Annotated in this window: 18 protein-coding genes; 7 read left to right on the top strand and 11 right to left on the bottom strand. The window is 61.0% G+C overall.

The window, feature by feature from the left end:
- Positions 1-17: 17 nt before the first annotated feature.
- The 4 genes from fdhF to ychF all read right to left on the bottom strand — a co-directional run bounded on the left by fdhF (position 18) and on the right by ychF (position 6,653).
- Positions 18-2,801, bottom strand: coding sequence for a formate dehydrogenase subunit alpha (gene fdhF / locus AC2FML_RS08130; RefSeq protein WP_496782735.1), 2,784 nt, complete (start codon positions 2,799-2,801; stop codon positions 18-20).
- A gap of 11 nt (positions 2,802-2,812) precedes the next feature.
- Complete coding sequence (locus AC2FML_RS08125; RefSeq protein ID WP_496782733.1) at positions 2,813-4,516, bottom strand: NAD(P)H-dependent oxidoreductase subunit E; 1,704 nt, start codon at positions 4,514-4,516, stop codon at positions 2,813-2,815.
- Positions 4,517-4,600: 84 nt separating this feature from the next.
- Complete coding sequence (locus AC2FML_RS08120; RefSeq protein WP_170357095.1) at positions 4,601-5,482, bottom strand: LysR family transcriptional regulator; 882 nt, start codon at positions 5,480-5,482, stop codon at positions 4,601-4,603.
- 73 nt (positions 5,483-5,555) lie between these two features.
- Positions 5,556-6,653, bottom strand: a complete 1,098-nt coding sequence (ychF, locus tag AC2FML_RS08115; RefSeq protein WP_170357094.1) for a redox-regulated ATPase YchF — start codon at positions 6,651-6,653, stop codon at positions 5,556-5,558.
- A gap of 196 nt (positions 6,654-6,849) precedes the next feature.
- Between ychF and AC2FML_RS08110 the strand changes: the two genes are divergently transcribed.
- The 7 genes from AC2FML_RS08110 to AC2FML_RS08080 all read left to right on the top strand — a co-directional run bounded on the left by AC2FML_RS08110 (position 6,850) and on the right by AC2FML_RS08080 (position 12,747).
- Complete coding sequence (locus AC2FML_RS08110) at positions 6,850-7,335, top strand: acyloxyacyl hydrolase (protein WP_496782731.1); 486 nt, start codon at positions 6,850-6,852, stop codon at positions 7,333-7,335.
- Between the two features lie 78 nt (positions 7,336-7,413).
- Positions 7,414-8,205: a tryptophan synthase subunit alpha gene (trpA, locus tag AC2FML_RS08105; RefSeq protein ID WP_170357093.1), complete on the top strand. Its 792-nt coding sequence runs from the start codon at positions 7,414-7,416 to the stop codon at positions 8,203-8,205.
- A 157-nt stretch (positions 8,206-8,362) separates the two neighbouring features.
- Positions 8,363-9,529: an alpha-hydroxy acid oxidase gene (locus AC2FML_RS08100; RefSeq protein WP_496782729.1), complete on the top strand. Its 1,167-nt coding sequence runs from the start codon at positions 8,363-8,365 to the stop codon at positions 9,527-9,529.
- Positions 9,530-9,639: 110 nt separating this feature from the next.
- Positions 9,640-10,296 (top strand): 50S ribosomal protein L25/general stress protein Ctc, encoded by a 657-nt coding sequence (locus AC2FML_RS08095; RefSeq protein WP_170369719.1) that lies wholly within the window; start codon positions 9,640-9,642, stop codon positions 10,294-10,296.
- Positions 10,297-10,428: 132 nt separating this feature from the next.
- On the top strand, positions 10,429-11,115 hold the full coding sequence (gene pth / locus AC2FML_RS08090) for an aminoacyl-tRNA hydrolase (RefSeq protein WP_496782727.1): 687 nt from the start codon (positions 10,429-10,431) through the stop codon (positions 11,113-11,115).
- Positions 11,116-11,193: 78 nt separating this feature from the next.
- Positions 11,194-12,357: a serine hydrolase domain-containing protein gene (locus AC2FML_RS08085; protein ID WP_496782725.1), complete on the top strand. Its 1,164-nt coding sequence runs from the start codon at positions 11,194-11,196 to the stop codon at positions 12,355-12,357.
- A 9-nt stretch (positions 12,358-12,366) separates the two neighbouring features.
- Positions 12,367-12,747 carry a DUF2237 family protein gene (locus AC2FML_RS08080; RefSeq protein WP_170357089.1) on the top strand — a complete coding sequence of 127 codons (381 nt, stop codon included), beginning with the start codon at positions 12,367-12,369 and terminating at the stop codon, positions 12,745-12,747.
- Positions 12,748-12,808: 61 nt separating this feature from the next.
- Here the strand turns inward: AC2FML_RS08080 and trpB are convergent, their stop codons facing one another.
- From trpB to AC2FML_RS08045, 7 genes are all read right to left on the bottom strand, one after another.
- The gene (gene trpB, locus AC2FML_RS08075; protein ID WP_170339902.1) at positions 12,809-14,056 is read right to left on the bottom strand and encodes a tryptophan synthase subunit beta; all 1,248 of its coding nucleotides are present in this window, start codon (positions 14,054-14,056) and stop codon (positions 12,809-12,811) included.
- 67 nt (positions 14,057-14,123) lie between these two features.
- On the bottom strand, positions 14,124-14,459 hold the full coding sequence (locus AC2FML_RS08070; protein ID WP_170357088.1) for a hypothetical protein: 336 nt from the start codon (positions 14,457-14,459) through the stop codon (positions 14,124-14,126).
- 48 nt (positions 14,460-14,507) lie between these two features.
- Entirely contained in the window at positions 14,508-15,152 is a 645-nt protein-coding gene (locus tag AC2FML_RS08065; protein ID WP_170365358.1) for a phosphoribosylanthranilate isomerase, read from the bottom strand.
- Between the two features lie 6 nt (positions 15,153-15,158).
- The gene (locus AC2FML_RS08060) at positions 15,159-15,509 is read right to left on the bottom strand and encodes a lipopolysaccharide assembly protein LapA domain-containing protein (RefSeq protein ID WP_170340535.1); all 351 of its coding nucleotides are present in this window, start codon (positions 15,507-15,509) and stop codon (positions 15,159-15,161) included.
- Positions 15,510-15,516: 7 nt separating this feature from the next.
- On the bottom strand, positions 15,517-15,801 hold the full coding sequence (gene ihfB / locus AC2FML_RS08055) for an integration host factor subunit beta (protein ID WP_050603110.1): 285 nt from the start codon (positions 15,799-15,801) through the stop codon (positions 15,517-15,519).
- A gap of 272 nt (positions 15,802-16,073) precedes the next feature.
- Entirely contained in the window at positions 16,074-17,750 is a 1,677-nt protein-coding gene (gene rpsA / locus AC2FML_RS08050; protein WP_170340458.1) for a 30S ribosomal protein S1, read from the bottom strand.
- A 271-nt stretch (positions 17,751-18,021) separates the two neighbouring features.
- Positions 18,022-18,279, bottom strand: coding sequence for a DUF6525 family protein (locus AC2FML_RS08045; protein WP_244952315.1), 258 nt, complete (start codon positions 18,277-18,279; stop codon positions 18,022-18,024).
- Positions 18,280-18,340 lie beyond the last annotated feature (61 nt).

The raw sequence follows: 18,340 nt of genomic DNA, 5'->3' as shown, positions 1-18,340 counted from the left end.
GTGAGTGGTGGCAGTCGTTACTCGGCCGCGATGGCGTCCTCGATCTTGTCCACGCGGATGGCCGAGAACTTGAACTCGGGGATCTTGCCATAGGGGTCGATGGCCGAGTTGGTCAGGATGTTCGCCGCCGCCTCGACATAGGCGAAGGGGATGAACACCATGTCCTCGGCGATCGCCCGGTCGGCACGCACCATGATCTCGATCGAGCCGCGCCGGGTGGTCAGACGCACCATCTCGCCTGGCTCGATCCCCATCAGCTTGAGCGTGCGCGGGTTCATCGAACAGTTCGCCTCGGGTTCGACCGCGTCCAGAACCTTGGCACGACGGGTCATGGACCCGGTGTGCCAGTGTTCCAGCTGCCGCCCTGTAGTGGCGATCATGGGGAATTCCTCGTCCGGGGCCTCATCCGGGGGGATGATGCTGGCCGGAGTGAACTTCGCACGGCCATCCGGGCGCGGGAAGCCGTCGCCGAACACGATGGACTGGCCCGGATCGGTCTCGGACAGCGACGGATAGGTGATGCTCTCGGTCTCGAGCCGCTCCCAGGTGATGTTGTCCAGCGAAGCCATCGTCAGCTTCATCTCGTTGAACACCTGCGAGACATCCTTGTAATCCCAGTTCAGCCCGATGCGCTGCGCCAGATCGACGGTGATCGCCCAATCCTCGCGCGCCTCGCCCGGCGGCGGCACCGCGGGGCGCACGCGCTGCACCTGACGGTTGGTGTTCGACACCGTGCCGTTCTTTTCATACAGCGCCGAGGCCGGCAGGATGATGTCGGCATAGTTCGCCGTTTCGGTCAGGAAGATGTCCTGCACGATCATCAGGTCCAGCTTGGCCAATGCCTCGCGGGCGTGGTTCACGTCGGGGTCGGACATGGCCGGGTTTTCGCCAAGGATGTACATGCCCTTGATCTTGCCCGCATAGGCGTGGTCGATGATCTCGGTCACGGTCAGGCCCTTCTCGTTCGAGAAGTCGCCCGAGTTCCAGACCTGGCTGAACTTGGCCCGCACGGCGTCGTCGGTGACCGACTGATAATCGGGCAGGAACATCGGGATCAGGCCGGCATCCGAGGCCCCCTGCACGTTGTTCTGCCCGCGCAGCGGGTGCAGACCCGCGCCCGGCTTGCCCACATTGCCCGTCATCAGGGCCAGCGAGATCAGGCAGCGCGAATTGTCGGTGCCGTGGATATGCTGGCTGACGCCCATGCCCCAAAAGATCAGACCCGCATTTGCACTGGCGAAAATCCGGGCCACGCGGCGCAGTTGATCGGGCTCGATACCGCAGATCGGCGCCATCTTCTCGGGGGTGAACTGGCGCAAGTGCTCCTTCTCCGCCTCCCAGTTCTCGGTCCAGCGGTGGATGTACTGGCTGTCATACAGTTCTTCCTCGACGATCACGTTCATGATCGCGTTCAGCATGGAGACATCGGCACCGGGCCGGAACTGCAGCATCTCGGTCGCGAATTTGCGCATGCCCACGCCGCGCGGGTCCATCACGATCAGCTTGCCGCCGCGCTTGGCGAACTGCTTGAAATAGGTCGCTGCGACGGGATGGTTCTCGATCGGGTTGGCACCGATGATGATCGCCACATCGGCGTTCTCGATCTCGTTGAATGTCGCGGTCACCGCGCCCGAGCCCACATTCTCGATCAGCGCGGCAACCGACGAGGCGTGGCACAGCCGCGTGCAGTGGTCCACGTTGTTGTGGCCAAAGCCCTGGCGGATGAACTTCTGGAACAGATAGGCCTCTTCGTTGGTGCATTTGGCCGAGCCAAAGCCCGCCACGCTGTGCGGATCCTCATCCCGCAGCTTCATCAGCCCCTTGGCGGCCAGATCCAGCGCCTCGTCCCAGGTTGCCTCACGGAAATGGGTGCTCCAGTCGGCGGGATCGACGTTCAACCCCTTGGGTGGCGCATTCTCGCGCCGGATCAGCGGCTTGGTCAGGCGGTGCGGGTGGTGGATGTAGTCGAACCCGAACCGGCCCTTGACGCACAGTCGGCCCTCGTTGGCGGGGCCGTTGATGCCCTCGACATATTTGACCTTGCCGTCCTTGACCTTGAGGCTGACCTTGCAGCCCACCCCGCAGAAGGGGCAGACGCTTTCGGTCTCGCTGTCGTAATCCTTGCTGTCACCGCGCTGCTGGTCGTCCAGCACGGTGGCCGGCATCAGCGCGCCGGTGGGGCAGGCCTGAACGCATTCGCCGCAGGCGACGCAGGTCGACTCGCCCATCGGGTCGTTCTGATCGAACACCACCTGCGCGGTATGCCCGCGGCCGGCCATGCCGATCACGTCATTCACCTGCACGTCGCGGCAAGCGCGTACGCAGAGGTTGCAGTTGATGCAGGCATCCAGATTGACCCGCATCGCCACATGGCTGTCATCCAGCAACGGGATCTTCTCGGGCTCTTTCGCCGGAAAGCGGCTGTCGCTGACATCGTTCAGCTTGGCCATGTCCCAGAAATGGCTGGAGGCATCGTGCGGCTTCTCAGGCTGGTCGGCCACCAGCAGCTCCATCACCAGCGCGCGGGATTTCTCGGCGCGGTCGGTGTCGGTTTTCACCACCAACCCCGCGGCCGCCGGGCGGATGCACGAGGCGACCAGCGTGCGCTCGCCCTCGACCTCGACCATGCAGGCGCGGCAGTTGCCGTCGGGACGATAGCCCGGCGCGGGCTTGTGGCACAGATGCGGGATGACCAGGCCCTTGCCGTTGGCCGCTTCCCAGATCGTGGTGCCCTCGGGCACCGTCACGTCTTCGCCGTTCAGGTTGAAGGTGACGGTCTTGGTTTCGCTTGCGTCAAGCATGGCTGTCTCCCTCAGATTTCTTCGGCGAAGTGTTTCATGACCAGGCGGATCGGGTTCGGGGCCGCCTGCCCCAGGCCGCAGATCGAGGCATCGCCCATCACCTGACACAGATCTTCCAGCAGGTCGGTGTCCCACTTGTCGGCTTGCATCAGCTTGACCGCCTTTTCGCAGCCCGCCCGGCAGGGCGTGCACTGGCCACAGCTTTCGTCCTCGAAGAATCGCAGCATGTTCAGCGCAGCATCCCGCGCGGTGTCCTGATCGGACAGGACCACCACTGCGGCGGACCCGATGAAGGTGCCGTGCGGTTGCAGAGTGTCGAAGTCCAACGGGATGTCGTCCATCGGCGCGGGCAGCAGGCCCGAAGACGGCCCGCCCGGTTGATACGCCTTGAACGCATGGCCCTCGGTCATGCCCCCGGCGGCCTCAATCACGTCAAGAATGGTCGAGCCCGCAGGCAGCAGGTAGACGCCGGGTTTCGCCACCCGGCCCGAGACCGAGTAGCTGCGCAGGCCCTTGCGGCCATTCTTTTCAACGGAATTGAGGATTTCCGGGCCTTCCCGGCAGATCTTGGACACCCAGTAGAGCGTCTCGACATTGTGCACCAGCGTCGGGCGGCCGAATACACCGACCTGCGCCACGAAAGGCGGGCGGTGACGCGGCAGGCCCTTCTTGCCCTCGATCGACTCGATCATTGCGGATTCTTCACCGCAGATATAGGCGCCCGCGCCGCGCCGCAGGTCGATATATCCTTTCTCGACGATCCCGGCCTGTTCCAGCGCCGCGATCTCGCGCCGCAGGATTTCCAGCACCGCCGGGTATTCGTCACGCATGTAGATGAAGCAGGCCTGTGCCTCGACCGCCCAGGCGGCGATCAGCATGCCTTCGAGGAAAACATGCGGCGTGCGTTCCAGGTAGTAGCGGTCCTTGAACGTTCCCGGCTCGCCCTCGTCGCCGTTCACGGCCAGGTAACGCGGGCCGTCATTCATGCGGACAAAACCCCATTTCTTGCCCGACGGGAAACCGGCACCGCCCAAACCGCGCAGGCCCGAGGCCAGAACCTGTTCCTGAACGGATTCCCAGTCGCCGCCTTCGCGCAGCTCTTTCAGTTTGGCATACCCGCCGTTTTCGACATAGGTCGCGAAGGTCTCATACTCGGGCAGATGGGCGTGGGTGTCCCCGGCCGCGATGGCGGCCTGCACCTTTTCAGGGGTCGCGTGGTCGATATGGTTGTGCCCGATTTCCAGCACCGGCGCAGTGTCGCAACGACCCATGCAGGGCGCGCGCAGAATGCGCACTTCGGACGGATCCAGCCCATCCTCCAGCGCCTTCTTCAGCTGTTGCGCGCCTGCCATTTCACAGGACAGGGAATCGCAGACGCGGATGGTCAGCGCGGGGGGCGGAGTTTCGCCCTCTTTGACTACGTCGAAATGCGCATAGAAAGTCGCGGTCTCGTAGATCTCGGCCTGACCGATCCGCATCTCGACGGCCAACGCGGCGATGTGGTCGGAACTGATATGGCCGTGCGTGTCCTGGATCAGATGCAGAAACTCGATCAGCAGATCGCGGCGGCGCGGGCGGTCGCCCAGCAGGCGCTGAATCTCGGCCTGCGCCTCGTCGGTGAATTGCCGTCCCTTGGGCGTGTGTCGCCCCTTGCCTTTACCTGACTTCCAGACGCCCTTTGGCGCGCCTGATGGCTTGGTATCCAATGGTGCCATGATGCCCTCCGATCGAGCCTCGTCTCTCATCAGAGTAGCATATCGTCAAATCGCAAAAACCAATGGCACGATAACGACAGTTTATCACCGCAAAGACGTCACGACCTGCCGCAATGCGCCAACGGTGGGCAATTCCGGATCCCGCGCCAGCGTCGCCAGACAGATCGGCTTGCTGACCACAGGATCAACCAGAGGCAGGACACGCGTGCCTTTCAAATCGCCGAGCGCCCGCACCAGAACCCGTGGCACGACCGTCGCCGCCAGCCCTTCGCGCGCCATGACCATCGAGGCAGTAAACCCGCTGGTTTCGGCCACCACACGCGGATGCAACCCCTGTTCGGCAAATATCCTGTCGAGGATGCGCCTGTTCTGCATCTGGGGCTCCAGCAGGCTGAGCGGGAACTCGGCCACCCGTGCCCAGGGGATCGGGCCCGTGCCCTGCGTCATATGCTCGGGTACGAGCAAAACATAGGTTTCCTCGTACAAAGGCTGCACATAGCGCAGATCAGTGCCGATGCTGTCGCCATAGGTGATCCCGGCATCCAGGCTGCCTTCGTCCAGACGGTGCTGGATTGCCGTGGCCGACATCGTCTCGATCCGCGACAGGATACGCGGATGCGCCTGCTGCAGCCGCTTGACCAAGCGGCCAGTAAACGCGATGGCGGTCGGGATCACGCCCAGGATCAGTGTACCGGTGATCTCGCCCTTGATCGCCTGCACCTCCTGCTCGAGCGCTTTGGCGTCATCCAGTATGCGGCGAGCGCGGCGGACGATCATCTCGCCCTCTTCGGTCAGGCCCTGAAAGCGGTTCGCACGGCGGACGATGGACACGCCAAGCCGATCCTCGAGGTTGCGGATACGCATCGAGAACGCGGGCTGCGAAATACCGCACTCCTCGGCCGCCTTGGCAAAATGGCGGTGGCGCGCCAAGGCGCTGAGCAGTTGCAGATCGCGGATTTCGAACACGTGCGGGCCTCGGGCGGATTGGAGCGATACCGTAAGATACCGCCAATGCCCGCCCAGAAAAGCTGTTTCGTGATCAGGTGTTGAACAGGAAGTGCATCACGTCGCCGTCCTTGACGACATAGCTTTTGCCTTCTGCACGCATCTTGCCGGCCTCTTTGGCACCCTGTTCGCCATTGCACGCTACGAAGTCATCATAGGCAATGGTCTCGGCGCGGATGAAACCCTTTTCAAAGTCCCCGTGGATGACACCGGCCGCCTGAGGCGCTGCAGTACCCCTGCGAATGGTCCAGGCGCGGGCCTCTTTCGGGCCGACCGTGAAATAGGTTTCCAGTTTGAGCAGGTCGTACCCCGCACGGATCAGCCGATCGAGGCCCGGTTCTTCGAGCCCCATCTCTTCGAGGAACATCTGCGCCTCTTCAGGCTCCAGCAGACTGATCTCTTCTTCGATCTTGGCGCTGATGATGACATGGGCATTGCCCTGCGCCGCGGCCATCTCGGCCACACGCGCGGAGTATTCATTGCCTTCGGCAGCGTCTTCTTCCGAGACATTGCAGACATACAGGACCGGCTTGGTGGTCAGCAACTGCAGCATCTTCCAGGCTTTTGCATCCTCGTCAGACACCTCGACCAAACGGGCGGGTTTGCCGCTTTCCAGCATCTCTTGCGCGGTGGCCAGCAACCGATCCTGCTGCTGCGCCTCCTTGTCGTTGCCCTTGAGCTTGCGCACGAGGTTGGCGCGACGCTTTTCGATGCTTTCCAGATCGGCCAGCATCAGTTCGGTCTCGATGGTCTCGGCATCGGCCACCGGATCGACCTTGCCTTCGACATGGGTCACGTCGCCATCTTCGAAACAGCGCAGCACATGAGCGATGGCATCGGTTTCGCGAATGTTGGCCAGAAACTGGTTCCCCAGCCCCTCACCTTTTGAAGCGCCTTTGACCAGGCCTGCAATATCCACGAAGGTCATCCGGGTCGGGATGATCTGCTTCGACTTGGCGATCGCAGCTAACTTGTCCAGACGCGCATCGGGAACGGCCACGTCACCCACATTGGGTTCGATCGTGCAGAACGGGAAATTCGCCGCCTGCGCGGCCGCGGTCTTGGTCAGCGCGTTGAACAGGGTCGACTTGCCGACATTCGGCAGACCCACGATACCCATTTTAAAGCCCATGACGGCCTCCTGATGCCATTCGCGGGCTGCTTCTATGCGGGTCCGGTGCAATGCGCAAGGCACCTGCGGCTGCTGGCCCTGAGTCCAATCCGCAACATCACGAAAATGTAGGGAAAACGTGTGCTTGTTGACATTGAATACGAGAGAATAGTGTCAAACTTTAACTTTGTAACGAATATCAACAGCGAATATCCCCATGAAAAACCTCCTTTCAAGCACCGCTTTTCTGGCTTTTTCAACAGCCGCGCAGGCGCAGTCGGTGATTTTCAGCGCCGGCTACGCCGACTATTCCGACAGCAGCTCGATTGACCAGGCGATCTTTTCCCTCGAATACCAGCACCGGCCATTTCACGAGGCCACCCGCTTCAGCGCTGCGCTGGGGGCCGCGCTGTCGGTGGACGAGGATGGAAACACACATATCGGCGCCGGGGTGATCGGGGTCTATTCCTTTGCCGACAGATGGTTCGTGGAAGGCAGCGTGATGCCGGGATTCTACAGCGAAGCCAACGAATTGAACGATCTGGGCGGGAGCTTCGAAATCCGAAGCCTTCTTGGGCTGGGCTATACGTTGAACAACGGCAATGACATATCGTTGGCCGTGACCCACAAATCGAATGCCAGCACGCAAGACGAAAACCCCGGCGTGAACGCGCTCTTGCTGCGGTATCACCTGAACTTCTGACCCCACCGCTCAGGACGGGATTGATTTTCGGCCAAAGTTTCTGCACATCAGGTCCAAACCTGTATGCAAGGATCGTCCATGACCCGTATCGACGCCAAGTTCGCCGCCCTTAAAGCCGAGGGGAAGAAGGCCTTTGTCGCCTATATCATGGCCGGGGATCCCGACTATGACACCTCGCTTGAGATTGTTCGGGGCCTGCCGGCGGCCGGCGTGGACGTGATCGAACTGGGCCTGCCCTTCACCGATCCGATGGCGGACGGCCCCACCATTCAGGCGGCTGGTCAAAGGGCGCTGGACGGTGGCATGACGCTGCAGCGCACGCTGGATCTGGCCAAGGCATTCCGGGAAACCGATGACACCACCCCGATCGTACTGATGGGCTATTACAACCCGATCTACAGCCGCGGCGTGGACAAGTTCCTTGCCGACGCCAAAGAGGCCGGCATCGACGGCCTGATCGTCGTCGACCTGCCACCCGAAGAAGATGAAGAACTGTGCCTGCCCGCGCAGGCGGCCGGTCTGAACTTCATCCGGCTGGCCACGCCAACCACGGATGACAAGCGCCTGCCGCGGGTGCTGCAGAACACCTCGGGCTTCGTCTATTACGTCTCGATCACCGGCATCACCGGCGCGGCCGAAGCCGAGGCAACCGATGTCGGCCCCGAGGTCGCGCGCATCAAGGCGGCGACCGATCTTCCGGTGATCGTGGGGTTCGGCATCAATACGCCCGAGAAATCACGTGCCATCGCCAGCGTTGCCGACGGAGCGGTGGTCGGCTCGGCCATCGTCAGTCAGATCGCCGCCGGCAAACCCGTGGCCGAGGTTCTGGACTTCGTGAAATCGCTGGCAGACGGCGCCCACAGCGCCTGAGGCCAAATCCCAAACGGATTGCAACCGCTGCAGGCCGCACGCCTGCGGCGGTTTTTCTTTGCGCCTTTGACCCACCTGACCACATGCGCAACTGGCCGTTGCGCCGCGGCGGAAGAATTGGTAAAGAAACCTAACCAATCTACAGAAGGGTGCGGCCATGCCTGTCATTACCAATATCGACGACCTGAAACGCATCTATGAACGCCGGGTGCCCCGGATGTTCTATGACTATGCCGAAAGCGGCAGCTGGACCGAGCAGACCTTCCGCGACAACAGCTCGGACTTCCACGACATCCGCCTGCGCCAGAAGGTTGCGGTGGACATGTCCGGCCGCTCGACCGCGTCGCAGATGATTGGACAGGACGTTGCCATGCCGGTGGCCCTTGCACCCGTGGGCCTGACCGGGATGCAGCATGCGGATGGTGAAATGAAGGCCGCCAAGGCCGCGCTGGATTTCGGCGTGCCCTTCACGCTGTCGACCATGTCGATCAACTCGATCGAGGATGTGGCCGAGCATACCGGCGCACCGTTCTGGTTCCAGCTGTACACCATGAAGGACGAAGATTACGTCCGCCGCCTGATCCAGCGCGCCAAGGATGCCAAATGCTCGGCCCTGGTCATCACCCTGGATCTGCAGATCCTCGGCCAACGGCACAAGGACCTGAAGAACGGCCTGTCGGCCCCGCCGAAACTGACGGCCAAAACCATCGCCAACCTGATGACGAAATGGGCCTGGGGCATCGAGATGCTGGGCGCGAAACGGCGCGAGTTTGGCAATATCGTGGGCCATGTCGAGGGCATCTCGGACGCCTCATCGCTGGGCGCGTGGACCGCCGAGCAGTTCGATCCCAGCCTCGACTGGAAGAAGATCGAGAAACTGATGGAGCAATGGGGCGGCAAGGTGATCCTGAAGGGCATCCTGGACCCCGAAGACGCCAAGATGGCGGCCAAGTTGGGCGCCGACGCCATCGTGGTGTCGAACCACGGCGGGCGGCAGTTGGATGGCGCGCTCAGCTCGATCCGGATGCTGCCACAGATCATGGATGCGGTGGGCGGCGACGTCGAAGTGCATCTCGACAGCGGCATCCGCTCGGGGCAGGACGTGCTCAAGGCGCTGGCGCTGGGGGCCAAGGGCACCTATATCGGGCGCGCATTCGTCTACGGGCTGGGCGCGATGGGCCAAAAGGGCGTGACCACCGCGCTGGAGGTGATCCAGAAGGAACTGGACACCACCATGGCCCTGTGCGGCGAACGCAACGTGGCCGATCTGGGGCCGCACAACCTGCTTGTCCCGCAGGACTTCTGCGGCCGCTGGCAGGAATGACGCGGAAATCGTTTTTACCCCTTTCCAAATGGCCGGATTCGGTCTAAGGACGCCGCTTCACGCGGGGTGACAGCCTTGGAGGCACCCTGCCCTAACATTGGAGATTTATCATGGCTGGTGAGATTCCTGATCTCGTAGCTCTGGAACGGACGGGGACAGGCAAGGGCGCCGCTCGTCAGGCACGCCGCGACGGCATGGTTCCGGGCATCGTATTTGGTGGCGAGAAAGACCCGCTGCCGATCCAGATTCCGTTCAACGAACTGTTCAAGCGCCTGAAGGCAGGCCGCTTCAAGTCGACCCTGTGGAACCTGAAGGTCGAAGGCCACGAAGACGTCCGCGTCATCTGCCGCGACGTTCAGCGTGATGTCGTCAAGGACCTGCCGACCCACCTGGACCTGATGCGTCTGCGTCGCACCACCAAGATCGCCCTGTACATCCCCGTCGAGTTCATCAACGAGGAAGAGGCCCCCGGCATCAAGAAGGGCGGCGTTCTGACCGTTGTCCGTCCCGAGGTCGAGCTGGTCTGCACCGCCGGCGACATCCCCGAAAAGATCACCGTCGATCTGACCGGTCTGGAAATCAACGACGTTGTCACCATCTCGTCGGTTGACCTGCCCAACGGCACCAAACCGACCATCGACCGTGATTTCGTGATTGCGAACATCTCGGCACCGACCGGCCTGGCGTCCAGCGACGATGAAGAAGGCGAAGGTGCAGAGGAAGTCGCAGCCGACGAAGTTGAAGTCGTAGGCAAAGACGAAGAATAAATCCGGATCCTTCGGATTGGAATTTGAAGCGGGGCCTCGTCCAGGGCCCCGTTTTTCTTTGAACGACCGGCTGGCACTGGAAAGGCATCTCGTGCAATTCTGCGCCGGACCGAAACGCACAAGGAATTCGCGATGAAGCTGTTTGTCGGATTGGGCAATCCGGGCGCAAAGTATGCCCGCAACCGGCACAATATCGGTTTCATGGCGGTGGATGCCATCGCCAGGGATCATGGCTTTGGGCCATGGCGTTCGAAATTTCAGGGTGAAATATCCGAAGGAATGCTGGGCCGAGAGAAGGTCCTGCTGCTGAAACCCATGACCTTCATGAACCGCTCGGGCCAATCGGTGGGCGAGGCCATGCGGTTCTTCAAGCTCGACTCGACCGATGTGACCGTTTTCCATGACGAACTGGACCTTGCACCCGGGAAGGTTCGCGCCAAGGCCGGTGGCGGCCATGCCGGGCATAACGGCCTTCGGTCGATCCACGACCATATCGGTGCCGCGTATGACCGTGTCCGGCTGGGGATCGGCCATCCCGGACGCAAAGAGCTGGTTTCGCCCTATGTTCTGGGCGATTTCGCCAAGGCCGACGCTGACTGGATGGACGATGTTCTGCAAGGCGTTGCAGACGGGGCGGTTCATCTGGCTGCGGGCGATGCGGCCAAGTTCATGAACGCCGTAGCGCTGCGAACAGCGCCACCGCGCAGTTCCACCACGACGCCCAAATCCGAAACCAAGACCTCTCCTGCCCCGAAAGCCGAGACACCAACGCCCGATGACCGCACGGCGATGCAGAAGCTGTTGGACAAGTTCCGATAGCGGCAAAGACCTTCCGCAACGTAGCAATTGCAGAATTGACGTCATCACGATCCAATGCCGCCAAACGGGAGGAATATCATGAAAACAGGTCTGAAGTGGCTGCTGCGAATCGTCCTGACGCTGGTCTTGGCCGCTGCAGTTGTCGGTTTCTGGAAGCGCGAGGAAATCCAGCGCCTTCTGGCGGTGAACTCTCTGTTTTCCGAAGAAAAGATCGTTCAGAATTTCTCTCACATGGACGCGGCGTTTCTGACTGTGGACCTCCCCCGCGGGAATGGTCCCACTTGGGACCTGCCCTATGGAGCTGAATTCGACCTGCCCGCCGAGACGCAGAACTGGATCGAAGAGCGAGCCGTCACATCCCTGCTGGTGGTGCAAGATGGGCAGATCCGGTTCGAGGAGTATTTCCTCGACACATCGCCGGAGGACCGCCGGATCTCGTGGTCGATGGCCAAAAGCTATTTGTCCGCTCTGTTCGGCATCCTTCTTGAGGAGGGCGCCATAGCCTCGCTGGATGATCCGGTCATCAAATATGCCCCCAAGCTGCAGGGCAGCGCCTATGAAACAGCCACGATCCGCAACGTGCTGAACATGGCCAGCGGTGTAACCTTTGACGAAGACTATCTGGACCCGAAATCCGACATCAACCGTATGGGTCGGGTCGTCGCCCTGGGGGGCGAGTTGGATGACTTTGCGGCCTCGTTGAAGGACAGTTTCGCGGCACCTGGCGAGACCTGGCAGTATGTTTCCATCGATACCCATGTCATTGGAATGGTGATCCGAGGGGCGACGGGTCAAAGCGTCGCCGCGTTGCTGGACGAAAAGATTCTGCAGCACCTCGGTCTTGAGCGGGACGGATACTATATCACCGACGGCGCCGGCGTCGCCTTTGTTCTGGGTGGCTTGAATTTCACGACGCGGGATTACGCCCGTTTTGGCCAAATGATCCTGCAGAACGGCATGCGCGATGGACGCCAGATCGTTCCGGCCGACTGGATCAAGGAATCCACCTTGCCAAGCGCGCCGACCGAACCCGGAAAGATCGGCTACGGATATCAGTGGTGGATCCCCGTTGGCGCCCATGACGGTGAGTTTCTGGCACGCGGTGTTTATGGCCAGTACATGTATTTCGACCAGTCGCGCGGCGTGCTGATCGTAGCCACGGGCGCTGATCGGAAGTTCCGCGAGCCCGGTGTTAATGAGCAGAACATCGAAATGTTCCGCAAGATCGCGCAAAGCCTGTAAGGTGGCTGCATGCAAAAGCAGGACAGCATAAATGTTCTGGGCGGCGTGCTGGCTCCGTGTTCACGAAAGCCCCTGACCGGTTTTTTCCGCGACGGGGCCTGCAACACCTGCCCTGAGGATCGCGGCAGCCACACGGTCTGCGCTGTGATGACGGCCGAGTTTCTGGCCTATTCAAAATATGTCGGCAACGACCTGAGCACGCCACGGCCCGAATTCGATTTCCCGGGCCTGAAACCTGGCGACAGCTGGTGCCTATGTGCCGCGCGGTTCATGCAGGCCCATGATGAGGGCTGTGCGCCAAAGGTTCATCTTGAGGCGACTCATCAGCGCGCACTGGAAATCGTGCCGCTGCACGTTCTGACCAGCCACCGCGCAGACTCCGAACAGTGAACCGGGAATAAAAAAACCCGGCATGGTTGAAGCGTGCCGGGTCTTGTTCTTTGCGCAGCCCTCAGGTTGCGTCGCGACCCTCGGTATCAGACATGTCGAAGTTCAGATACTTGGCGACTGTTTGCACATCCTTGTCGCCACGTCCGCACATGTTCATGCAGATGATGTGATCCTTTGGCAGCTCCGGCGCGATCTTCATGACATGCGCCAGCGCGTGGCTGGGTTCGAGCGCAGGGATGATCCCCTCGGTCGCGCAGCACAGCTGGAACGCCTCAAGCGCCTCTTTGTCGGTGACCGAGACATACTGCGCGCGCCCGATATCGTGCAGCCAGGAGTGTTCGGGGCCAATGCCCGGATAGTCGAGCCCGGCCGAAATCGAGTACCCCTCGAGGATCTGGCCGTCGTCGTCCTGCAGCAGATAGGTACGGTTGCCGTGCAGAACACCCGGCCGGCCGCCGGTGAGAGAGGCGCAATGCTCCATCTTTTCGTTGACGCCCTTGCCGCCCGCTTCGACGCCGATGATGTTGACCGATTTGTCGTCGAGGAAGGGATAGAACAGCCCCATGGCGTTCGAGCCGCCACCGATTGCCGCGATGATCGTGTCCGGCAAGCGACCCTCGGCCTTCATCATCTGTTCCTTGGCTTCCTTGCCGATGATCGATTGGAAGTCGCGCACCATCGCCGGGTACGGATGCGGTCCGGCCACCGTACCGATGCAATAGAACGTGTCGCGCACATTTGTTACCCAGTCGCGCAGCGCGTCGTTCATCGCGTCCTTCAGGGTGCCGCGGCCCGAGGTCACCGGAATCACCTCTGCCCCCAGCAAGCGCATGCGGAACACGTTGGGCGCCTGCCGCTGGACATCATGTGCGCCCATGTAGACCACGCATTTCAGACCGAACTTGGCGCAGACCGTCGCGGTGGCGACACCGTGCTGCCCTGCCCCGGTCTCGGCGATGATCCGGGTCTTTCCCATGCGGCGCGCCAAGATGATCTGGCCCAGCACGTTGTTGATCTTGTGCGCGCCGGTGTGGTTCAACTCGTCGCGCTTCATATAGATCTTGGCGCCACCCAGATGTTCGGTCAGGCGCTCGGCGTGATACAGGGGCGACGGACGGCCCACGTAGTTGGCCCACAGATCGTCCATCTCGGCCCAGAAACTCGGGTCGGTCTTGGCCTTCTCGTATTCCTCCTCCAGCGACAGGATCAACGGCATCAGAGTCTCGCTGACGAAGCGTCCGCCGAAAATGCCGAAGCGGCCGTTTTCATCCGGGCCGGACATGAAGGAATTGAACAGATCATTGGCCATGGTGGTCTCCATCGTCGTGCCTGTTGTTATTAGGAGGTGCCGGCGGGATTTGCCATCGAAAATCGCACTATTCCGCCGCGGTACTGCCGTTCATCCAGATAGTCAGCGCCTGTTCCCGGGTCGGAATGGCGATGCAGGCAAAGTGACGGAAATGGTAGGTATTGGTCAAACGTGGGGCAGCTTGCATCACCCCTCGGTGCGGGTTCGACTGGGCAAAGGTCAGCATGGCTTCGACGTCGTGCCAAACGCTGAGCGAGAAATACGCGCCCTCATGCGAAAACACCTCGGCATGGAGGCACAAGGGATCGCCCTTGGCCTGGCGCAAGGCCTTGCCCGCGCGCCAGAAAAACTCGGGCCCATGGTACCATCGCTTCAGTGAAACCGCGCCGATTGCAGCCAGCATCCCGCATCCTCCCCTTTGAGAAGAATACGCAGGCGCGTTCCGGTCAGATCACCGTGCCGCTTCAATAAATGAGCGGATCAGGCCCGGATCCTTGACACCCGGGGCGCTTTCCACGCCCGATGCCACGTCCACCTGCTTTGCACCGGTCATACGGATCGCCTCGGCTACGTTGTCCGGGTTGAGCCCCCCCGACAGCATCCACGGCGTCCGCCAGTATTTGCGACCGGCGAGCAGACGCCAGTCAAAAGGCAAACCGTTGCCGCCGGGTAGCTCAGAGTTCTTCGGCGGTTTGGCGTCAACCAACAACTGATCGGCCACGTCCGAATACAGGTCTATTGCGGCCAAATCCTCGGCTTCCGCCACTCCAATCGCCTTGATCACCGGCAAGCCGTAGCGTGATTTGACCTCGGCCACGCGCTCGGGGCTTTCGGCGCCATGCAGCTGCAGCATGTCCAGTGGAACCCCCGCGACGATTTCATCCAACTGCGCGTCGCTGAAGTTCACCGCCAAGGCCACCTTGGCTACGCCGACCGGCACGTCACTGGCCAGCGCCGCTGCCTGGGCAATCGGTGCATAGCGTGGAGACTTGGGAAAGAAATTGAACCCAATGTAACGCGCACCTGCTTCAACGGCGGCACGCACATGCTCGGGTGCGGTCAAGCCGCATATTTTTACGCTGATCTCGGAAGACATCGGCTCTCAGCTGGCCTCGTCCAGAAGGGCAAGCACATCGTCCTGGCCTTCGTTCTGCTTCTTCTTGAGCTTCTTGACCTCGCGCTCGAGCTTCTTGACCTCGGTCTTTTTGACGGTGGCGTCCTTTCGGTGCTTGTGCTCACGCAGCCATTCCCACAGAAAACCGATGACAAGGCCGGCCACAATCCCGCCAAGAACTACAAGAAACAACGGCAGCGAAGTGGCCAGATTGAAGCCAAGCAAGTCAGACAAGGCGTCCGGCATCAACTGCAACTGAACCATCTGGCGATTGGCCAACGAGACCGAGACAAGGACGATCCCCAGGACCGCAAGAAAACCGTATCGAATGTAGCGCATCATGAGATCACGCTTTACCGTTCAAACGATCCCTTAGCAACTTGCCGGTCTTGAAAAACGGCACGCACTTTTCCTCGACTTGAACCGTCTCGCCAGTGCGTGGGTTCCGGCCGACCCGCGCATCCCGTTTCTTGACCGAAAAAGCTCCGAAGCCCCGCAGTTCGACACGGTCACCGCGCGCCATCGCGTCTGTGACTTCCTCGAATACGGTATTCACGATCCGCTCGACATCACGTTGGTACAGATGTGGATTTTCGTCGGCGATTTTCTGAATCAGTTCTGAACGGATCATGCGTGCTACCCTCCCAGGTCACCGTGTCATCTCGTCTACTGGTTTGGTCAGTATAGGAAAAAACGGTGCCGGGTGGAATGTAAACTCTGTGTGTCCGGGGTGCATTTTCCAAGAAAGCACCGGAAATTCGCCTGTAGAGACGCGAATCCGGCGGTTCATGCCTGCACCTATCACCGAATAACTCGCAAAACCGGAACACATTGATTCGCAAAAGAAACGGCCCCGCTCGGGATGAGCGGGGCCGTCTGAGTGTTCAAAACTGCAAGTCTGGCTTAGTCGCCGGACTTCAGCGCTGCGCCAAGGATATCGCCCAGCGATGCACCCGAGTCGGAGGAACCGTACTGTTCCACGGCCTCTTTCTCTTCGGCGATTTCGCGCGCCTTGATCGACAGGCCCAGACGGCGGGTCTTGCTGTCCACGTTGGTGACGCGGACGTCGACCTTGTCACCGACCGAGAAACGCTCGGGGCGCTGTTCGGCACGGTCTCGGCTCAGGTCCGAACGGCGGATGAAGGACTTCATGCCTTCGTACTCCACCTCGATACCGCCATCTTCGATCGCGGTCACTTCGACGGTGATGACCGAGCCACGCTTCACGCCGCCCACGGCTTCGGCGAACTTGTCACCGCCCAGGGCTTTGATCGACAGCGAGATCCGCTCTTTTTCGACGTCAACTTCCGAGACAACCGCCTGAACGACGTCGCCCTTGCGGTAGTTCTGGATGGCATCTTCGCCACGCTCGTCCCACGACAGGTCGGACAGGTGAACCATGCCGTCGATGTCGCCTTCCAGGCCGATGAACAGACCGAATTCGGTGATGTTCTTGACTTCGCCTTCGACCTGCGTGCCCTCGGGGTGCGTTTCTGCAAACACTTCCCACGGGTTGCGCTGGGTCTGCTTGAGGCCCAGAGACACGCGACGCTTGGCGCCGTCGATTTCCAGAACCATGACGTCGACTTCCTGGCTGGTCGAAACGATCTTGCCGGGGTGGACGTTTTTCTTGGTCCAAGACATCTCGGACACGTGCACCAGACCTTCGACACCGGGCTCCAGCTCGACGAACGCGCCGTAGTCGGTGATGTTGGTGACGCGACCCTTGTGCACCGAACCCAGCGGGTACTTGGCGCCAACCAGATCCCACGGATCTTCCTGCAGCTGCTTCATGCCCAGGCTGATGCGGTGGGTTTCCTTGTTGATCTTGATGACCTGAACCTTGATGGTCTCGCCGATCGTCAGGATCTCGGACGGGTGGTTCACGCGGCGCCATGCCATGTCCGTGACGTGCAGCAGGCCGTCAACGCCGCCCAGGTCAACGAATGCACCGTATTCGGTGATGTTCTTGACGACACCCTCGACGGTCTGACCTTCGGACAGGTTGCCGATGACTTCGGCACGCTGTTCGGCACGCGATTCTTCAAGGATTGCACGACGCGAGACAACGATGTTGCCACGGCGGCGGTCCATTTTCAGGATCTGGAACGGCTGCTTCAGACCCATCAGCGGGCCAGCGTCGCGCACGGGGCGAACGTCAACCTGGCTGCCGGGCAGGAACGCAACTGCGCCACCGAGATCCACGGTGAAGCCACCTTTGACGCGACCAAAGATAGCACCTTCGACGCGCTGGTCGTCGGCATATGCTTTTTCCAGACGGTCCCATGCCTCTTCACGGCGGGCCATCTCGCGCGAGATGACGGCTTCGCCACGGGCGTTTTCTGCGGCGCGCAGGTAGACTTCGACCTCGTCGCCAACAGCGATTTCAGGAGCTTCGCCGGGATTTGCGAATTCTTTCAGATCGACACGGCCTTCCATCTTGTAGCCTACGTCGATGATGGCCTGGCCCGCTTCGATCGCGATGACCTTGCCTTTGACAACCGAACCCTCTTCGGGGGTGTCCATTTCGAAGCTTTCGTTCAGGAGGGCTTCGAATTCCTCCATGGATGCGTTAGCCATGTGGCGTTGTTTTCCTTTACATAACGTTTTTGCTGGCCGAGCGGTTGTCTCCGCCGGTCTTGTTTCATGATGTCCTCTGGCGTGACCCGGTGCGCATCTGGCTAAACAAACACAAAGGGCCGAGGAAACCCGGCCCTGCTCAGATACGTCACCCGGGCGTTGACCGCCCTTGTTCAGACAGCGCGCGTATAGGCGGATTCTAGGCGCAGCGCAAGCAGAAAGGCCCATATTGCAAGCCGACGCAGAATTCCGCTTGCGTTTTCCGGGCCAGCTACTCCTCCCAAATCCGAGCATCCCTCAGCAGCATGGCCTGCTCGATCGCATTCAAACGCGCCAGTGCGTCGGCCGGGGCCTTTGCCCCACCGGCTGCCTTCCAAATCTTGAGGGCCGAGTTCGGACTCCACGGCAAGCAGGCATTCGCAAGCCACTGACGCAACTGAGGCGGAAGGGTGTCATAGGCCTGCATCGCGGGACGTTGTCGTCTCCGGCGGTTCAGGCGGCTGCGCAGATTGCGTCTTTGATTGGTCATAGGCATCGACTGTACCAATTCGAATTTTCAGAGCGGGAACTGGACCGGACGGAGTGGGTTG

It is taken from the genome of Ruegeria sp. BHSC029, assembly GCF_059613085.1.
The sequence above is the reverse complement of the archived record's forward strand: the minus strand, read 5'-3'. Positions and strand labels throughout refer to the sequence as shown.

Coding starts and splice junctions, on each gene's coding strand:
- fdhF (WP_496782735.1), bottom strand. CDS start 2,801: ATGCTTGACGCAAGCGAAACCAAGACCGTCACCTTCAACCTGAACGGC.
- AC2FML_RS08125 (WP_496782733.1), bottom strand. CDS start 4,516: ATGGCACCATTGGATACCAAGCCATCAGGCGCGCCAAAGGGCGTCTGG.
- ychF (WP_170357094.1), bottom strand. CDS start 6,653: ATGGGCTTTAAAATGGGTATCGTGGGTCTGCCGAATGTCGGCAAGTCG.
- AC2FML_RS08110 (WP_496782731.1), top strand. CDS start 6,850: ATGAAAAACCTCCTTTCAAGCACCGCTTTTCTGGCTTTTTCAACAGCC.
- trpA (WP_170357093.1), top strand. CDS start 7,414: ATGACCCGTATCGACGCCAAGTTCGCCGCCCTTAAAGCCGAGGGGAAG.
- AC2FML_RS08100 (WP_496782729.1), top strand. CDS start 8,363: ATGCCTGTCATTACCAATATCGACGACCTGAAACGCATCTATGAACGC.
- AC2FML_RS08095 (WP_170369719.1), top strand. CDS start 9,640: ATGGCTGGTGAGATTCCTGATCTCGTAGCTCTGGAACGGACGGGGACA.
- pth (WP_496782727.1), top strand. CDS start 10,429: ATGAAGCTGTTTGTCGGATTGGGCAATCCGGGCGCAAAGTATGCCCGC.
- AC2FML_RS08085 (WP_496782725.1), top strand. CDS start 11,194: ATGAAAACAGGTCTGAAGTGGCTGCTGCGAATCGTCCTGACGCTGGTC.
- AC2FML_RS08080 (WP_170357089.1), top strand. CDS start 12,367: ATGCAAAAGCAGGACAGCATAAATGTTCTGGGCGGCGTGCTGGCTCCG.
- trpB (WP_170339902.1), bottom strand. CDS start 14,056: ATGGCCAATGATCTGTTCAATTCCTTCATGTCCGGCCCGGATGAAAAC.
- AC2FML_RS08070 (WP_170357088.1), bottom strand. CDS start 14,459: ATGCTGGCTGCAATCGGCGCGGTTTCACTGAAGCGATGGTACCATGGG.
- AC2FML_RS08065 (WP_170365358.1), bottom strand. CDS start 15,152: ATGTCTTCCGAGATCAGCGTAAAAATATGCGGCTTGACCGCACCCGAG.
- AC2FML_RS08060 (WP_170340535.1), bottom strand. CDS start 15,509: ATGCGCTACATTCGATACGGTTTTCTTGCGGTCCTGGGGATCGTCCTT.
- ihfB (WP_050603110.1), bottom strand. CDS start 15,801: ATGATCCGTTCAGAACTGATTCAGAAAATCGCCGACGAAAATCCACAT.
- rpsA (WP_170340458.1), bottom strand. CDS start 17,750: ATGGCTAACGCATCCATGGAGGAATTCGAAGCCCTCCTGAACGAAAGC.
- AC2FML_RS08045 (WP_244952315.1), bottom strand. CDS start 18,279: ATGACCAATCAAAGACGCAATCTGCGCAGCCGCCTGAACCGCCGGAGA.